Origin of the sequence: Corynebacterium sp. HMSC071F07 (assembly GCF_001810285.1) — a bacterium.
Lineage (GTDB): Bacteria > Actinomycetota > Actinomycetes > Mycobacteriales > Mycobacteriaceae > Corynebacterium > Corynebacterium simulans.
This window is the reverse complement of sequence record NZ_KV800709.1, coordinates 54,688-70,047: the sequence shown is the minus strand read 5'-3', so window position 1 is coordinate 70,047 and position 15,360 is coordinate 54,688. Positions and strand designations below refer to the sequence as shown.

Sequence of the window (15,360 nt, the reverse complement as noted above, 5' to 3'; positions counted from 1 at the left end):
GGCCATTTTGTCCAGCGTTCGCGGGGGTGGCAGCGTCACGCTGCTGCGAGCGTTGCATGAATCACCGCATTCACATGAGCAAATGGAATCCGCTCCTGCTCAATGCGCAGCCGGCCCGCAGTGAAGAGAAGGCGGTAGGCGCGCTGCTCTTCGGTGGTGAGGTGGGTAAGGGTGGCGGAGCCGTCGCCGGGGTCGGGGACGGCCAGGTGCTGGAATTTGGTGACGGTGGCGGTGTCCATGAGCAGTGACGTCGTGTGGGGGAAATGGGCGCGCACAGCGTTGAGGATGGCAAAGCCGGCGGCGTCGAGGTCGCCCCAGTAGGTGATGTCGATGCGGCTAAGCCAGTCCAGTGCGTGGAGTTGGTGTGCGGCGGTGCCGGCACCGAGGAGGGCGACGGTGGGAGGGGAGGTGTCCGGAAGCGTGGGCAAAGCCAGGAAGGTTTGTTTGTTCTCCACGATGAGGACGCGGGGAGGGGTATGCGGGAAAAGCGTGGCGGCGTGAGCTAGGGGGATTTCGATATCGCTGAGCGCTGGAGCGTGGTTGAGGTAGCGCAGGCGGATTCGGGCGTCGCTGCGGCGCAGGCCTAAGTCTGTGATGCCAAACGGCGCGAGGAGTGTGAGGAGTAGGCGGCGGTGGGTACCAATCCATTTGCCGTCCACACCTTTGACCGGCACGGCGCGCTCCCACTCGCCGGAGTCAGGGTTGGCGCGCAGCCAGGTCAGGCACGGTTCTAGGCATTTCAGATCATAGGCGCTTAAATCCTTCCATTGGGTATAGCTGCGGCGGACGGTGTGGGCGAAGTCGGGGGAATCGGGAAAGACGGCAGCGATGCTGTGCGCTCGTTCACGGGCGCGGGCGTACTCGAGGTTAAGGCCCGCGGCGGTGGCGATGCGTTCGGCACCGTTGATTGTGATGCGAGCCGGTATGTTGTTCGTGCCCAGGCCCGCGCGCGACCAATTGCGGGACTCGTAGATGACGTCCTCCTGGTGGGGCCAGCGCTGCCAGGCACGGATGAAGCCCTGCGTGGCGTCGATATCGCGGGCGGCAGCAGTGGCAGTGGGCGGGTGCAGGGGCCAGTCGACGCGCACAGAATCCGGGTCAGCCAGTGCTTCGGCAAAGTGATTGCGCAGGTATTTTGACGCGTGTGCTTGCAGGTCTTTAGGGCTGCGCATAGTCGGGGTCCTGGTAGGTGGAGGCGTCGATAAGCGAATAGCCCGTGCGCGCCCGCGGGCGGCCATTGATGATGGGCTCATCGTACTTGACCACAATCGTGCCATCCACGTAAGGAGACAGCGTCTGGATGAGCTTGAAAGGCGTGACCAGAATCATGTGGAAACCAAAAGACGTAAAGACGGACATGGCAGTGCGGGTAAAGGTGGGATCGGCGCGGTCAAAGGCCTCATCCAGAATGATGGAACCATAGGTGGGCACGTCTTGGTCCGGCTCCGCCAGCCGGAAGCGCAGGGCCGCAGCCAGGCAGAAGAAGACGAGCTTTTGCGCTTGGCCGCCAGACAGCGAGGCGGAATCCTGATAGGTATTGGCTGTCGTTCCGTCGGGGTACAACTCACGGCCGATAAAGCTCACGTGCCGGCGGGTATCTAGCACCACGTTGCGCCAGCGGAGATCCTCTGGCTGGCTCGAGCCCAAACGGCTCAAGATCTTGTCCAACGCGTGGTAGCGCGCAAGGGCAGCCTCTGTATCATCGGAGCCGAATTCGCCCAAGCTGTGGGAGGTGGCGGCATCAAGATCCCGCTGGAAATCCTGGACCACCTGGCCGCGAGCATCCTTGACGTCGATGCGCAGGGTGCGCTCACCGTTGAAGGGAGAGCGCTCCAGGGACTTGTTGATGAATTCCATGCGCCTCTCAATATCACTGCGAGCACGGCGCAGGTCTGTGGTGAGGTGGGAGAGGTTTCGCACGGTGGAGCCGTTGAGAAGCTCGAGGAAGCGGGCGCGGAAATCCGCCAGGCGGTCGGCGCGTAGGAACTTGAGCTTCTCGATGCCCTCGCCAGCGAAGCTCGCCTGCGGCTCAAGGTCCGCGGCCTCCGCCGGCCACTGGGCCAGATATGTGTGGAGGACAGAGACAATTTTGGCGTTGGCGTCTTCGATGCGCCGCGTGGCGGTGCGGGCGGTGTTCTGAAGACTAGCCTGCACCTCATCGCGCCGGGCATCGATGTCATCAATGGTGAGCTTGCGCTTGCCCTTGTGCAGGGCATCTTCGACTGCTTTCGCGATGTCCTGGTCCTCGATGGCGGGCACAATACCGATGCTACGGCGGCGCTCGGTTGAGCGCTCAAGCTCGCCTTCGACGTTGCCCAGGTTCTTCTGGGCGGCGTTCAGCCTGGCGCGTGCGGCCTTGAGCTTGGCCTTGGCTTGCTCGTGGGCTGCGGCGAGGGCTTGGGCCTCCGGGGAGGAGGCCAGCGAGTCATACTGCTCCTGCAGATCCTGCCGGTGAGCCTCGGCGGAGGCGGTGTCGATATCCTGGAAGGAGGTTTCCAGCACCTGCTGGGCTTTATCGCGCTGGGAGCGCAGAACGTCCATCTTCCGGTTGAGGTTCTGGACCTGCTTGGCCGTGGCACGAGCAGTGGCCTTGGCCTGCGTGAGCTGGGCGCGTAAGAGCTCAATCTTGGCGGTGTTGGTGGAACCCACCCGGTACCAGGTAGTGCCACTAAAACGCTTGCGGTCATCCTTGATGAAGCGGGTTGAGCCGTCTTTATCCTTGGGGCGGCTTTCCAGGCCATCGCGCGTTACCGCCGGGGTGGTGGTGACATGGTCCAGTTCCGCAACCGAGTCCACACACTCGTAGTTGAAGCGGCGCGAAATATGTTGGCGAATCCAGTGCGCCATGGCGTGGTCTTGGAATTCCAGTTTGTGGATAAGCTGCCGCGGGCTGTGCGCGGAGGCCTGCGGTGATGCAAACTCCGGAATGGTGCGGTACTCCAAACGGGTGCCCACGTTGCGCGAATTGACCCACTGGTTGATGGTGTCGCGGGCAGCTTCAGGAACGAGCAGGGTGGCGGCAAAGCCGTGGAGGAGCTTTTGAATCACCGGCTCCCATTCGGCCTGCTGCGGGCTGATATCGATGAGCTCGCCGGCGAAGGGAAGCTCGGATTCGGCATAGCCGGTATCGCGAGCCAGCTGCGCGCGCAGTTCAACTAGAGCCTTGTCGATGTTGGTGCGCCGCGAGCTAAATGAGCGCAGCTCGCTATCGAGCGCGGCACAGGCGGTGGCAGCGTCCCGGGCGGCCACGCCAGCTTCTTGTTGCTCGTTGATGAGGTTGGCGAAGTCAACCTTAAAATCTGCGATGCGCAGCTTCGCGGTGGCCTGCAGCTCGGCGAAGCCGTGTGGACTGAACTCGTAATCATCAGTCCACGCTCCAGCGGCCGCAGCCAACCGTTGGAATTCCTTCGTGCGGTGCTCAATTTCTTTGTCCGCAGTTTCTATCTTGGCGCTTAAGGCATCGAGCTCGCCAGCGCTGAGCTGGGTAACAGCCACCGCGGCCAGGCGCTCGGCATCATCCAGGTGTGCGACCTCAGCGTTGAGGGTCTCCGACTGCGACTGGGCCTCCGATAGCTGTGCTGTGAGCGCACGGATGCGGAAGTCTAGTTCCTCTGCCACCAGGCGGGCGCGTACGGCCGGCAGCGCCTCACTCATCGCCTCTGCTTTCTCCTTATCCGCTTCAGCACTAGACCGCTGAGAGTGAAGTTGGGGCAGCGGCCCGAGCGTATCAATCTGCGCCTTGACGTCCTCAACCCGCAGGTAGGCCTGGCGCAAATCCTCAAACTGTTCCACGGCCTCATCCGCTCTGGTGAAGGTATCCGGCACATCCAGCATGTAATCCCTAAAGAGCTGGTCCAGGCTGGACAGGGACTTCGCGGATTGAGTGCGGTGAAGAAGAAGCTGGCCCTCCACATTCTTAATCCCCAAGCGTTTGCGGAAGCGGTCCGCAAACGTGGCATAGGTCGGCGTAAAGAACGCGCCGGGGCCCTTATACAGGGCCCTGATCTTGCGGCTATCCAAGCTGCGGGTGAGCAAGGGGCTGAGCTTATCGATGTCCTCATCGCCCGGCACCAGCCCATACAACTTCTTGATCTGGCCTACGGAGTTCTCACCGCCGTTGAGGCGAAAAATGGCGATGAGGGTGTGCTGCTTGCCCTGGCCATTGTCGTAAGTCAACGCCACCACTGAGTTGGTCGCACTTTCACGCAGGTATTCCGGGGTAATCTCACCAGTCTGTGTATTCTCCTGCTGCCGCCACGCTCCGCGCACGTAGGAGACCAAGTTACGGCCGTTGTGCCGACCGAGGTCTTGCTGCGAGGCGGCGTTGAACTTCACGTGATTCTGGGGGACAAGGACGGCTGACATGGCATCCAGCAGTGTGGATTTACCTGATCCTGAGCCACCCGTAATGAGGAAACCTTTCCGCGCTACCGGGATGGAAAAATAGCCATGGAAGGTGCCCCAGTTAATCAGCTGGATGCGGCTGATGCGATACTGGCCTGGGTAAAGCTCCGTGTGCTTAGTCATCTGAGGTGTCCTCCTCGGTATCCTCGGCTCGCGCCAGGCGGGCGTATTCATCCCGGATGGCGGTGACCGTGGAGGCATCGAAAAGCTGGCGCAGCACCGGCGAGACCTCCAACCGGCCTTCTGTCTCCGTGGTGCTGAGCAGGGAATAGTCATTCTGGATGCGCTTAATAGCCGCGTTGAAGCGCTTGGTGAATCCGGCCTCGTCGCGGTTATCCACCGCGCGGACATAGCCGATGCTCTCCCGGAGATCTTCTACGTCCACGATGACGCGCTCGCCGGGCAGAGCCAGCCCCAGCTCCTGGCGCAGGTTCAACAAGATAGCGGTATCGATGTGCTTGAGCTTGTCCGTGCGCAGCACCTGCGGGATGCTCAGGCTGTCTTCTTCCACCATGCGGGTAAAGGCAAAGCCCTCGGTCTCATCGATGACGAGCTCCAAAAATACCTCGTGCAGCCTGGCACGCAGATTTTCTTCGTCAGAGATAATTGCTGACCACAGCACTGGTTCCTTCTGCACGCGGATAAGTGGTCCTTGGAGCAGCTGCACTAAGGCGCGGCGCGAGTGGTAAGTCAACGTTCCTTTGTCGTGCTCCCATAGCGGGGGCTCGTGCGTAGAATCCACGCGGGGGCTGTTGGCGGTGGTCACTGAAGCTCCTCAACGGTTGTGTGATCGAAATACATAGTGGGAATCTGTGCGGCACGTACAGCACCGTCTTCTTCAGTCCACGTGATTTTTTCTTGCGACTCCCGTACAGCAGGCAGCGGATGTTGATCAGCAATATGGACCAATCCCACCACGCTGGCTAGGCCTTGTGTTGGGGGATGAGCTTGCAATACCTGCGCAATGGTGCACGGGCCAGAGTCGCTCACTGTCTGCCGAATCGCCTCGTGCAACTCCTCAAAGTCGATCTCGGACTCGCGTACCAGCTCATAAAGGGCGTGTGCGTCGTCCTCGCCCGGTTGGTAGGCCACGGGTGCTTCCTCCACGACCTCCCGTCCAGGGTTAGCCAGACGAATGCGGGAGACCGAGTGAATAGACATGCCGATGCGCTGTAGCGGCGTGTCCATCCGGTGGAAGGCCTTGAGTTCTGAGCCTTGCGCGGCATCAATAGCCATGCCGCGGGCTTCTCGCAGCAGCTCAATCATGCGCCGGTCCTCCGCGAACTGCTCCGAGGACACGTAGTGGCGCAGACTCCGTGCCAAGCCCGTCATGGTCTGGTTGACCTCAAAGCTGGTTTCTTCCATATCGCGAAAGAGACGACGCAGCTGCCGTCTTCTCTCCGGTGCCACATCTTGGCCCGCTTCACTATCGAGCACCTGTTCAATCCACTGGTCCAACCAGACGCTGCGTTCCCTATCCATAAGGAGGGAATAAAAGCCTTGGAAGCTGCGGCCCGCATCTGATTCTGCGATGTGGTCTACGCCGTTGAAGATCTCCTCCAACACATCACCGCGGTAGCCTTCCGGATCCAAAAGCTGCCGGCGCAGCTGGTGGTTGAGCGCTTCAAGATCGTGGCGAACTCTGGCGAAATCGCTCGGCACCGCCATAGCCATATTGAGCACATCCTGGACTCGTTCCTCAGTCTCGGCGGCGGTGAGCCTTTCAAACTGACCCAGCTGTGCTTTTTCAATCTCGCGGTCAATGCGCGCGCGTTCTGCCTCCAAACTGGCCACGCGGCTGGCGATGTCCTCATTGGTATCCCGCGCCAACCTCTGCAGAGCCGAGCTAATGGATTCAACACGCGAGGCCGTCACCGTGGTCACCGGTTGTTCCCAGCGCTCAATGGCTTCCAACGCGGATAGGGCTTCCTCGCTGGGCTCGAGTGTTTCACCACGCGAACTCCTTCCGGATTTACGCACTAGCCAACCGGCCTTGACCCAGTCATTGCAATAGTTTTGTGGGGTGCGCGGCATGGGAAACTCGCTGGCAATCACTTCGAAATCGGTGACCATGAGCTCATAGACTTCCGCCGCCGGACGCGCCCGGGTGCCGCGTGGAAAGTACTCCGCAATCAGCGCCAGAATCACCGGCGCATTATCCGCGGCGAGGAGCCGAATCGCGGCGGAATCATGCATCAAGCGCCGGAGTGACAAAGCGCGTGCTTCAACAGACATGACTCGATTCTGACAGGTGGGACGGACATATGCAGGGAAATATGGCTCAATAGTTCGAACAACACCCTGCCATGATAAGGGTCCACTTGTGAGTGAAAAGCGCGAGGCATTGAAAGTTCTCGCGCGTCAGTAGACCACCTTCTTAGTCCTGTGCAACACCAACGTTGACTTCGATGTTGCCGCGGGTGGCCTTGGAGTAAGGGCACATCTGGTGTGCGGCGTCGGCAAGCTCCTGTGCCTTGGCGTCCTCAACACCTGGGATGGTGACCTCGAGGTCGACGCCGAGGTAGAAGCCCTCGTCGTTCTTGCCCAAGTTAACGCGGGCACCGACGGTGGAATTCTCGGCATCTACGCCCTTGTCCTTGGCCACTGCCTTGAGCGCGGAGTGGTAGCAGGCGGCGTAACCGGCAGCGAAAAGCTGCTCGGGGTTGGCGCCCTCACCGCTGCCGCCCATTTCCTTTGGAGCGGTCATGGTGAAATCCAGATCGGAATCCTTAACTACAGCTCGGCCGTCGCGGCCTGCGCCGGTGGAGAGCGCTTCGGTGCTATAAACGGCGTCCATAATGACTCCTTTTCTATCGGGTCTTTGTACGTCCGCCGATTGTACGCAAGAACGCTAGTCTGAAAACCTGGGGCACTTCACGTAGTGGATGTTGAGTTTGCTGGGCACGGCAGTCAGGTCGAAAAACTTCCATAAGTGTGAGAGGTGTGCGCCGGAACCTGTCTAATCCTCGAAGAGGGGGTTCAATTCGACCTCGGGGTGGTGCGCTCGATGCGAATACGCCAGGGGATCTTACCGAGTGCTTCGTTGTAGGTGTCGACGACGCCGTCGCCGGCGCGTTCGGCGGTGCGTTTGATGGCGTCGCTCCAGCCGGTCGACTCTATGGACTCGCGGGTGTAGGCGTCGATTCCGGCGACGGTAGCAAACTCATTGAGCTGGTGGACGAGGCGGTTGCCCGCTTCGGCGGCCTTGGTATTGCCGCCGAGGCGGAGGACGAGTTGAAGATCCTTGAACGTGGCGGAGTCGTTGGCTTTGTCGGCGATGGCGTTAAGAGCGTTGATGATGCGTTCCTCACGCTTGGCCTTTGCTTCGGCGATGCCCTGGCGGTGTTGCTCGAGGTGGTCGGGTTCGCTGGCGGCGACGCGGTTGAGCTCGAGAATATTCAGCTGATTTTGGAGAACCATGACTCGGGCAAGCTGGAAAATCCAGTACGTGGCGTTTTCCTCGGCCTCAGTGAAAGCCTGGTAGGCCTTCTTGGGATTGGTGGCCTTCTTCGCAATTTCCTTGGCTACTTCGTCGAGTTCTCCAATGATCTGTCCCTGAAGCCGTTTGAGGTCGACATCGAGGTCATCGACCTTGCTCCACGTCACGGCGCCGACTTCGCCGGTCTTTTGGAGCAGACTGAACGCCTCTTCGATGGCCTCAGTGAAGCCGTTGATATCGCCGTTTACTTCGGTCTTGCGTTGCTGGATGAGCTTCTGGACGTTCTCGGAGACTTCTTCGAGGTAGTCGAGCACCTGGTCCATTTGTGCTTGTGCAGCGCTTTCTTCGAGGATGGCGGCGACCGCGAGAGGAGCCGCTGGTGTGGCGAGAAGTGCGGTGTTTTCGAACTTCAGGTGCTTGACGATGGACCCGGCATTTCCTTTGGCGCCGGGGAGGTCGCCGACGCGGAGGACACCCGCGCGGATCTTTTCGGCGGCTACCTTGTTCTCTTTGAGGAATTGCGCACTGTCCTTTGAGAGTTTGAGGTAGCGGCCGCTGTTTTCTTGGAATTGGCTCAGCGTGCGGGCGGACTTGCTCAGGTTATGCGCCACCTTCGGGGCGACGCGAGCGAGCTTCTCCTGAGGAGAAGACTCATCGAGTCGTGTCAGAGCGGATTCAGAGCCGAGGAACATGAGTGAGTCCCCGTGGAGGATGACCTGGAGTTCGGCGTCGCTCGCGCCAGGATTCTGGGGAAGTGCGGAACTTGGTGAATCAGACATGGGTAAGGTTCCTCGGTGCGTGAGACTTTTTAAGGGGATGTATGTAGCTTACTGGAGCTGTGCGCCTGGATACTAAGTTGTCGGAAGTAAACTCGCGGGCCTTGTTCGCCGTTTCGGCGATGTCCGTGTGGAGCGCGGTCGGCACGATTCGTTGAGGGACACCCCGGTGAACGTGCAGCCAAGGTGGTGGAGGCGAAGCGCCGCGCTATCGGCGTCGGCAGTGCAGACTGCAGCCTGGATGGGATCGGGGGCTTGAGGGACCGGTTGGTGTGGCAGGATGAAGTAAGCGTGACGGTCGCACACATGGTGGGGCGCGTCGGGTCGAGCGGCGCGGGACGCCTAAGCCTTTCAGGGTGCGGCAGGCAGAAGACTCGGAGGCGAAGGCGGCGATTGCGCGGGCGGCATCGGAGTTAATTGGAGATGACGACGCGGTCATTTTTGACAACGGCACGACGGCGCAAGCCATTGCACAGCGGCTGGCTGGCCGGCCCATTACGGCGATATCGAGGATCTGCATCAGCTGGTCACGACCACGGACGCGCCAGCGGAGCTCCTCGCGCAGATTCGCGACCTTGGGGTGCAGGTCATTACTGTGCCCGCGGGTAAGTAAGGCTTAGTAGTAGGAGCCTTCCTCGTTCGTGACCTCGCGGTCGGCGCCGATCTTTTGCAGGTACATGCGGCGGTGTAAGCGGATGGCGGCGCGGGCGGCCATGGCGAGGCTGTCCAGGAGGAAGAAGACGGTTCCTACCTTGGTGAGGCTGAACAAGAAGAGGAGGGAACCTGCGATAAAGACCACGGAGATGGAGACATCGACGGCGATGGAGGCCGTCTCAAAGCGGTTGCGGATAACGAATTCGTTGTGGTGGGGTGTCGCGTCACTTTGCTTTACACTTTCCCATCTTACCGGTAGTGTCACTTACGACAGATAGTGTAGTGAGATTGCTACACACTATGTTGTGTTGAAGCAGAGGTTGACCATGCGTATTCTCCAGGACGAAAAGCTGACTCCTCAGCAGCTGGAGGAGTTTGATGCGCTTGCGAAAGCGAGCGAATCGCCGGTTGTACGTACTCTTATGCAGAACATCGCAGAGGTGCTTCGTAACGGTGGCAATTTGCTGAGTGCAGAGGAAGATGCTGCGTTGTCGCCGAATGAAGCAGCTAAGCAGCTCGGCATGAGCCGTACATTTCTCAATCGCCTCCTTGATCAGGGAAAAATCCCCTACTTTAAGGTGGGGACGCATCGACGCATCCGTGTAGTCGATCTCGCTCTATTCGAGCAGCAGCGCGATTCGGATCGTATTGAATTGGCACAGCGTCTGGCACGCCAGCAGCAAACCACGCGTGCAGTAGACGCGACGATTGCGGACTTGCTCTAGTTTTGGTTCTGCGGTACGAAAAGGGCTATGCATAGTAGGCGCGGGCGTCCCACGCTTCGAGTGCTTAAAGAGGACTTGAGGGACGGATGGCAAGAACCGTTCGTCATGCGTGCGGTGGGTGATGAGCGTTACGAAGATTTGTTGCCGTTAAGCGAGCTTGCACATCCTATCGTAAGGAAGACCGCTGATTCCTTCACCGACACCGCAGCCGCCGATAACTACGTGGGAGCTATTGGGAGTGCTGTCTCCATTCGTCTGCTAGAGATTAAGCAGTCCCAGTGGCGAGGCGGGGTGTGGACCGATCCTGAAACTGGAGTACGCTGGCTGGTTGCTGCAGGACTTGCAAAAGGCGGTCATGAGGACAATGACGATTTCTATAAATTTGTGGAGCGTGAGGAACACAACGGTACTATTACTCGGCTATTGCCGACAGAAGACGATAAACGCTTGCTGAAGTTGGAGACGGCGGCGCGTATTCGTACGGAGTGGGAACTCAATATCCAGCGTGAGGTGCTGGCTGCGTTGCAGGAGATTCGCGGCGGTGGGGCAGCGCGCTTTGACGTAAACCATCCGCTAGCACGATTGGGTAGGTTCGCTACCATCGAGTTATACGTGGAATTGGTGCGGGGCGAGGACCGCATTGCCACAGATGAAGTCATCGTTGAGTTCTTTCCGCAGCGTGGAGTCAACTTCAGCGAGGAGCTCTACTGGCAGCTCATCGTTCGTGTATTAGCTTCGGTCTACCCGCCCGCACAGGGCTGGGATTGTGCTGGGGACGAGTTTCACCAAATGGAAGAATCGGGGAGTCTCGACAAGCGCATTTCCGAGCTAGAAACGCATGATGTGAAGCGCACCCTCGCGGAGGTTGAGCTCGGAGCCGTCGCACACTTCACCCACCGTGAACATTTAGCAAGCAAGATCATAGATGGGACTGGTGTGCGTTCCTTGTGCGGAGTCTATTTTGTTCCCGCACAAGACGCAGACTCGTTGCCAACATGTCCGCAGTGCGACGTGCTGTATGCTGCATTGCCGAAGCTACCCTTGGGCGATTAGCGGCGAAAATGTCACTCTCCGTAGTGCATTCGGTGTCTCAGCTACTTGCGTTCCTGGGGGGAGGACCGTTCCTTCGTAGTGAACCGCATTGTGGATGAATTTGAAACTACCCCGCGGCGGCAGGGATTTACTGCGCCGCGGGGTGGCTATCTGAAGAAGAAGTACTTTCGTGCTTTGTCTGACTTTCTGCCGCTTTAGCGGTCGGCGGTCAGGGTGATGCCGTTGGTCTCGGCGGTCTGCTGCAGTGCAGTGAGAGCCTTGGCGTCCTTTTGCAGGTCGTAGGTCTCAGCGAAGCCAACATGGACGTGAGTTGAATCGTTGACGTCCAGCTCGAACAGCTTGTGGCCGGCTTCCTGCTCCAGCTGTGCGGCCTTGTGCTTCAAGGCGTTGATGCCGGTTGGCAGGTTCTCCTTGTTCGAGTCGGTGTTTTCACCGGCGTTGTCGCCAGCTTCGGCCTGCCCGTCGGTAGTGGCGGCCTGTGCCTGGGCGTCGGTGTTACCGCCGAGGAGCTCAGAGAAGTCCGGGCGGTTGCCGCCGAGCAGGGAGCTGCCTAGCTGCAGGAGGGCAGCAGGGTCGGCAGAGGACAGCTGGTTCAGCGGGGTGTCCGCGTCGATGCCTGCGGTGTTAGCAGTGCCAGTGGCATCGGAGTCTGCAGCCGGATTTGTTGCGGCGCCGTCGGCAGCCGGCGCGGTTGCGGTGGTGCCGGTGGTGGTGGCGGCAGCCGGGTTTGTTACGGCGCCGTCGGCAGCGGTGGTCTCAGCGGCGGTGGCGTTGGCGGCACCGGCGATTACGACTGCGGGAAGTGCGGCGGCAATGGTTGCGCGGCGCAGGGCGTTCATGGAACGCATAGGATAAATCCTTTCTATCGTTGCGGTCTTTCGGACCACGGGTGATGTTAGGAAGCGTTTCTGTGGCGAAGCTGGCTTCTAGCTGTCGGCTTATTGCAAAGCAGACTCGATTGCTTTCAGGGATTCCTTGATGTGCGGGATGGTGCCTGCCACATGCGAGCCGGCATCGTTCGGGATGAAGGTGACGTTGCCGCCGCGCTCAGACCACTCCTTGGCCAGCTGCTCAGCAGTGGAGAAAGGAATCACATCGTCGCCGCGGCCGTGGGTGATGACCACCGGGATGGATGGGGCGTCGTAGCCAATGTGCTGGTCGGCCAGGATCTTGTCGTAAGGTGCCTCAGCGATGAACTCGTCGACGTTCTTGCCGTCGATGCTGACGTCTTCAATCTTCTTGCCCGCGAAGCTGGTCAGACCCAGGGTGCAGGAGTTGGTGGCGTTCTGCAGGACGGTCTTGCCCTCCTCATTGAGGTGGGAGTACAGGTCCACGTCGTAGGAGTTGCTCAGCCCCAGTAGAGCGAAGGACTCGAAGAGGAAGTAAAGCGTGCCGTCGAGAGCCGGCGGCAGCAAGGTCAGATCCGCAGGAGCGGCGCCGACGGTGGCGAGCTTGACGTTGAGCTCCGGGGCGTAGTCGTTGTAAAGCTCAGCGGCAGCAGCGGCGGCGCCACCACCCTGCGAGTAACCGTTGATGATGACCGGGTTATCGGCGTTGATATCCCAGCCTTCTAGCTGGCGGGCAGCGCGGGCGCTATCGAGCACGGCGTGTGCCTGCGAGACACGGTCCATGTAGGTATGCATGCCCGGGGTGCCCAGACCCTCGTAATCGGTGACCACGACTGCGTAGCCCTTCTTCAGGTACTGCTCAAAGAAGAACTGCTCGTAGTCACCCACGCCGTCGGCAATCTTGCGCGAAGGTGCGCAGCGGTCGGCCACACCCTGGGTGCCCGGTGCGAAGGCGATGAGCGGGCGCGGACCGTTGCCGGTCCACTCCGCCTTCGGCTCAATCACGATGCCGCTGACCGGAATCTTCTCACCCTTGCGGTTGGTGGAGGAGTATAGGATGCGCTGTGCCTTGTACGGGCCCACGTTGGTAATGCCCAGCGTGTTGGCGGGATTGCGCACGGCATCGGAGCGGAAGAGCTGGCCTGGCTCAGAGCCTTCGAGCTCGACTGGGTCGTGGTAGAAGGCCTTGTACTCGTCGCCGACCTTGTTATCGGAGGGGGCTGCGGCGTCGGTGCTTGGCGCGGCGTCGTCAAGCTCCTTGGCGTCGGTTGCGATGTCGGAGGCCTCAGCCGGGCTCTCGTCAGCGACTGGATCTTCGAGGGCCTTTTCAATGAGGGCGCTTTCAGGCAGCTCGGTGTTCGGAGCATCGGCAGCGACGGCGGCGGGGCAGATGCTGAAGGTCAGGCAAGCAGAAGCAAGCAGTGGCAGGTAGGTGCGCAGTGATTTTTGCACGGTAACGTCCTTTCTAGAGATCGGAGGAGTCTTAGTGTTTGTCTGGCTACGCCGTTAGGGGGCGGGGAGAGCGCTGCGCGGTGGAGCTGACACCGATTATTATTGGTTTAATTTTGCTAACTAACAATGGGGAAATGAATTTAATCCGTTTGTACAGGCCCGTATAGGGGTGTACGCCGTTAGCATTACGTTTCTGAGCGGGCGTGCTTGAATGGAATCATGATTGACGCGCGCGATAGGCAGGCCCTGGATGTGGCCAAGCTGTACTACAACTCGCACCTATCCCAAGCGGAGGTAGCGCAGTGTCTGGGTATTTCGCGCCCCACGGTCTCCAAGCTTTTGCAGCACGCGCATGACCAAGGCTTCGTGGTCATCAGCATTAACGATCCGCGCGAGCGCTCCGATGAGCTGGTGCGTGAGCTAAAGGAGCGCTTCGCTCTTGCCGACGCCCGCGTGGTCACCACCCCACGCGGCGGCAACCTCATGCAGGACTTGGGCGCGGCCGGCGCCGCGCTGCTAGAAGAGCTCGTCCACGACGGCTCCAGCGTCGGCGTGTCCTGGGGCCAGACCATGTCCGCCGTGGCGGAGCACCTGCGCCAGCTGCCTCTCGAAGGGGTAAAGGGGGTGCAGCTAAAGGGCGGGCACTCGCACACGCAGCGCTCCACCAAGGACTTTGCCACCCTCCAGGGCTTTGCCCGCGCGTTTAATGCGGAGACCTTTATGCTGCCGCTGCCTGTCATTTTCGATTCGGCCGAGACGAAGCAATGGGTGGAAAAAGATCGCCACATTGCCCACATCGTGGAGATGGGCTCTCATGTCGACGTCGCGGTGTTCACGGTGGGCGCGGCCGCGCGCGAGTCTTTGGCGCTGAACCTGGGCTATCTCAGCGAAGAAGAAACGCAGCTTATCTTGGAGCGCGCGGTGGGGGATGTCTGCTCCCGCTTCTTTGACACTGAAGGCCGCGTGGCCGTGCCCGAGGTGGACGCGCGAACGGTGAGCATTACTTTCGACGCCCTGGCGGCGCGGCCGGCACGCGTCCTCGTTGCCGGCGGGCCGGAAAAGGCCGGCGCCATCCGGGTAGTACTCGAGCAAGGATTGGCCACGCATTTGGTCATCGATCACAACACGGCGCAGCGCGTTCTGACAGGGGAGTGAGCCGTATCATAAAGGTGAACAAATGTAAATAGCGTCATTGACATTTGTGCTGGCTGGAGTAGGGTAATGCCTGAAAGTCATTATCCTTCCGATAGGAGTTCACCGTGTCTGAAGCCGCACACGCAAACGAATTTTCCACCGAAATCGCCACCCCGCACATCAACCCCAAGGGCGCGGAAATCGCAGAGACCATCCTGCTGCCAGGTGACCCACTGCGTGCAAAGTTCATCGCCGATACCTTCCTAGAGGACGTCGTCCAGTTCAACGAAGTCCGCAACATTCTCGGATTCACCGGCACCTACCAGGGCCACCGCGTCTCCGTCATGGGCACCGGCATGGGCATGCCTTCCATCGGCATCTACTCCTGGGAGCTCATCCACAACTACGGCGTGAAGAACCTCATCCGCGTCGGCTCCATCGGCGCGCTGCAGGAGGACATCGACCTGCACGACGTCATCGTCGCCTCCGCCGCTTCCACTGACTCCAACTTCCTGAGCCAGTACAACCTGCCGGGCCAGTACTCTCCGACGGCTTCGTGGAAGCTGCTCAAGGGCCTTGTCGATGAGGCAGAAAAGCAGGATGCCCACATCCACGTCGGCAATGTCTTGAGCTCCGATGTCTTCTACAACTTCGACCAGACCGTCAATGACCGTTGGGCACACATGGGCGTGCTCGGCGTCGAGATGGAATCCGCTGCGCTTTATGCCACCGCTGCCGAGGCAGGCGTGAACGCCCTCGGCCTGTTCACCGTCTCTGACAACATTGCTGCCGATACCCACCTTTCGGCTGAGGAGCGCCAGACCGCATTCCACACCATGATGAAGCTCGCACTGCCACTGGCAGGCCTGGACTAG

At 60.1% G+C, this 15,360-nt stretch carries 14 protein-coding genes; 5 read left to right on the top strand and 9 right to left on the bottom strand.

Going from position 1 to position 15,360, the window contains the following annotated elements:
- Nucleotides 1–35 precede the first annotated feature (35 nt).
- From HMPREF2724_RS06390 to HMPREF2724_RS06365, 6 genes are all read right to left on the bottom strand, one after another.
- Nucleotides 36–1,172, bottom strand: coding sequence for a DUF3322 domain-containing protein (locus HMPREF2724_RS06390; RefSeq protein ID WP_070587792.1), 1,137 nt, complete (start codon nucleotides 1,170–1,172; stop codon nucleotides 36–38).
- Nucleotides 1,159–4,527 carry an ATP-binding protein gene (locus tag HMPREF2724_RS06385; protein ID WP_070587788.1) on the bottom strand — a complete coding sequence of 1,123 codons (3,369 nt, stop codon included), beginning with the start codon at nucleotides 4,525–4,527 and terminating at the stop codon, nucleotides 1,159–1,161. Before HMPREF2724_RS06385 ends, HMPREF2724_RS06390 begins: the two co-directional genes overlap by 14 nt.
- Complete coding sequence (locus tag HMPREF2724_RS06380; protein ID WP_062038040.1) at nucleotides 4,520–5,170, bottom strand: DUF4194 domain-containing protein; 651 nt, start codon at nucleotides 5,168–5,170, stop codon at nucleotides 4,520–4,522. The genes HMPREF2724_RS06385 and HMPREF2724_RS06380 overlap by 8 nt, the downstream gene beginning before the upstream one ends.
- Complete coding sequence (locus HMPREF2724_RS06375) at nucleotides 5,167–6,639, bottom strand: DUF3375 domain-containing protein (RefSeq protein ID WP_062038043.1); 1,473 nt, start codon at nucleotides 6,637–6,639, stop codon at nucleotides 5,167–5,169. The genes HMPREF2724_RS06380 and HMPREF2724_RS06375 overlap by 4 nt, the downstream gene beginning before the upstream one ends.
- 142 nt (nucleotides 6,640–6,781) lie before the next feature.
- Nucleotides 6,782–7,201, bottom strand: coding sequence for an organic hydroperoxide resistance protein (locus HMPREF2724_RS06370; RefSeq protein WP_062038046.1), 420 nt, complete (start codon nucleotides 7,199–7,201; stop codon nucleotides 6,782–6,784).
- A 182-nt stretch (nucleotides 7,202–7,383) separates the two neighbouring features.
- Nucleotides 7,384–8,622 (bottom strand): hypothetical protein, encoded by a 1,239-nt coding sequence (locus HMPREF2724_RS06365; RefSeq protein ID WP_062038049.1) that lies wholly within the window; start codon nucleotides 8,620–8,622, stop codon nucleotides 7,384–7,386.
- A 353-nt stretch (nucleotides 8,623–8,975) separates the two neighbouring features.
- Between HMPREF2724_RS06365 and HMPREF2724_RS12360 the strand changes: the two genes are divergently transcribed.
- Complete coding sequence (locus tag HMPREF2724_RS12360) at nucleotides 8,976–9,239, top strand: sugar phosphate isomerase family (protein WP_235591259.1); 264 nt, start codon at nucleotides 8,976–8,978, stop codon at nucleotides 9,237–9,239.
- On the opposite strand, the gene HMPREF2724_RS06360 is transcribed toward HMPREF2724_RS12360, so the two are convergent.
- Nucleotides 9,236–9,538: a YrhK family protein gene (locus tag HMPREF2724_RS06360; protein WP_062038052.1), complete on the bottom strand. Its 303-nt coding sequence runs from the start codon at nucleotides 9,536–9,538 to the stop codon at nucleotides 9,236–9,238. The two genes, HMPREF2724_RS12360 and HMPREF2724_RS06360, sit on opposite strands and share 4 nt — an antisense overlap.
- Nucleotides 9,539–9,599: 61 nt before the next feature.
- Between HMPREF2724_RS06360 and HMPREF2724_RS06355 the strand changes: the two genes are divergently transcribed.
- Nucleotides 9,600–9,998: a helix-turn-helix domain-containing protein gene (locus HMPREF2724_RS06355; RefSeq protein ID WP_062038055.1), complete on the top strand. Its 399-nt coding sequence runs from the start codon at nucleotides 9,600–9,602 to the stop codon at nucleotides 9,996–9,998.
- A 60-nt stretch (nucleotides 9,999–10,058) separates the two neighbouring features.
- Nucleotides 10,059–11,051 (top strand): DUF3039 domain-containing protein, encoded by a 993-nt coding sequence (locus tag HMPREF2724_RS06350; RefSeq protein ID WP_168164874.1) that lies wholly within the window; start codon nucleotides 10,059–10,061, stop codon nucleotides 11,049–11,051.
- Nucleotides 11,052–11,245: 194 nt separating this feature from the next.
- Here HMPREF2724_RS06350 and HMPREF2724_RS06345 read toward each other — a convergent pair whose 3' ends face one another.
- On the bottom strand, nucleotides 11,246–11,899 hold the full coding sequence (locus HMPREF2724_RS06345) for a hypothetical protein (RefSeq protein ID WP_062038061.1): 654 nt from the start codon (nucleotides 11,897–11,899) through the stop codon (nucleotides 11,246–11,248).
- Between the two features lie 90 nt (nucleotides 11,900–11,989).
- Entirely contained in the window at nucleotides 11,990–13,351 is a 1,362-nt protein-coding gene (locus HMPREF2724_RS06340) for a lipase family protein (protein WP_070432656.1), read from the bottom strand.
- A 219-nt stretch (nucleotides 13,352–13,570) separates the two neighbouring features.
- Between HMPREF2724_RS06340 and HMPREF2724_RS06335 the strand changes: the two genes are divergently transcribed.
- Nucleotides 13,571–14,506, top strand: coding sequence for a sugar-binding transcriptional regulator (locus HMPREF2724_RS06335; protein WP_070587781.1), 936 nt, complete (start codon nucleotides 13,571–13,573; stop codon nucleotides 14,504–14,506).
- A gap of 104 nt (nucleotides 14,507–14,610) precedes the next feature.
- A complete protein-coding gene (gene deoD / locus HMPREF2724_RS06330) occupies nucleotides 14,611–15,360 on the top strand; it encodes a purine-nucleoside phosphorylase (RefSeq protein WP_062038070.1) in 750 nt (249 codons plus the stop codon).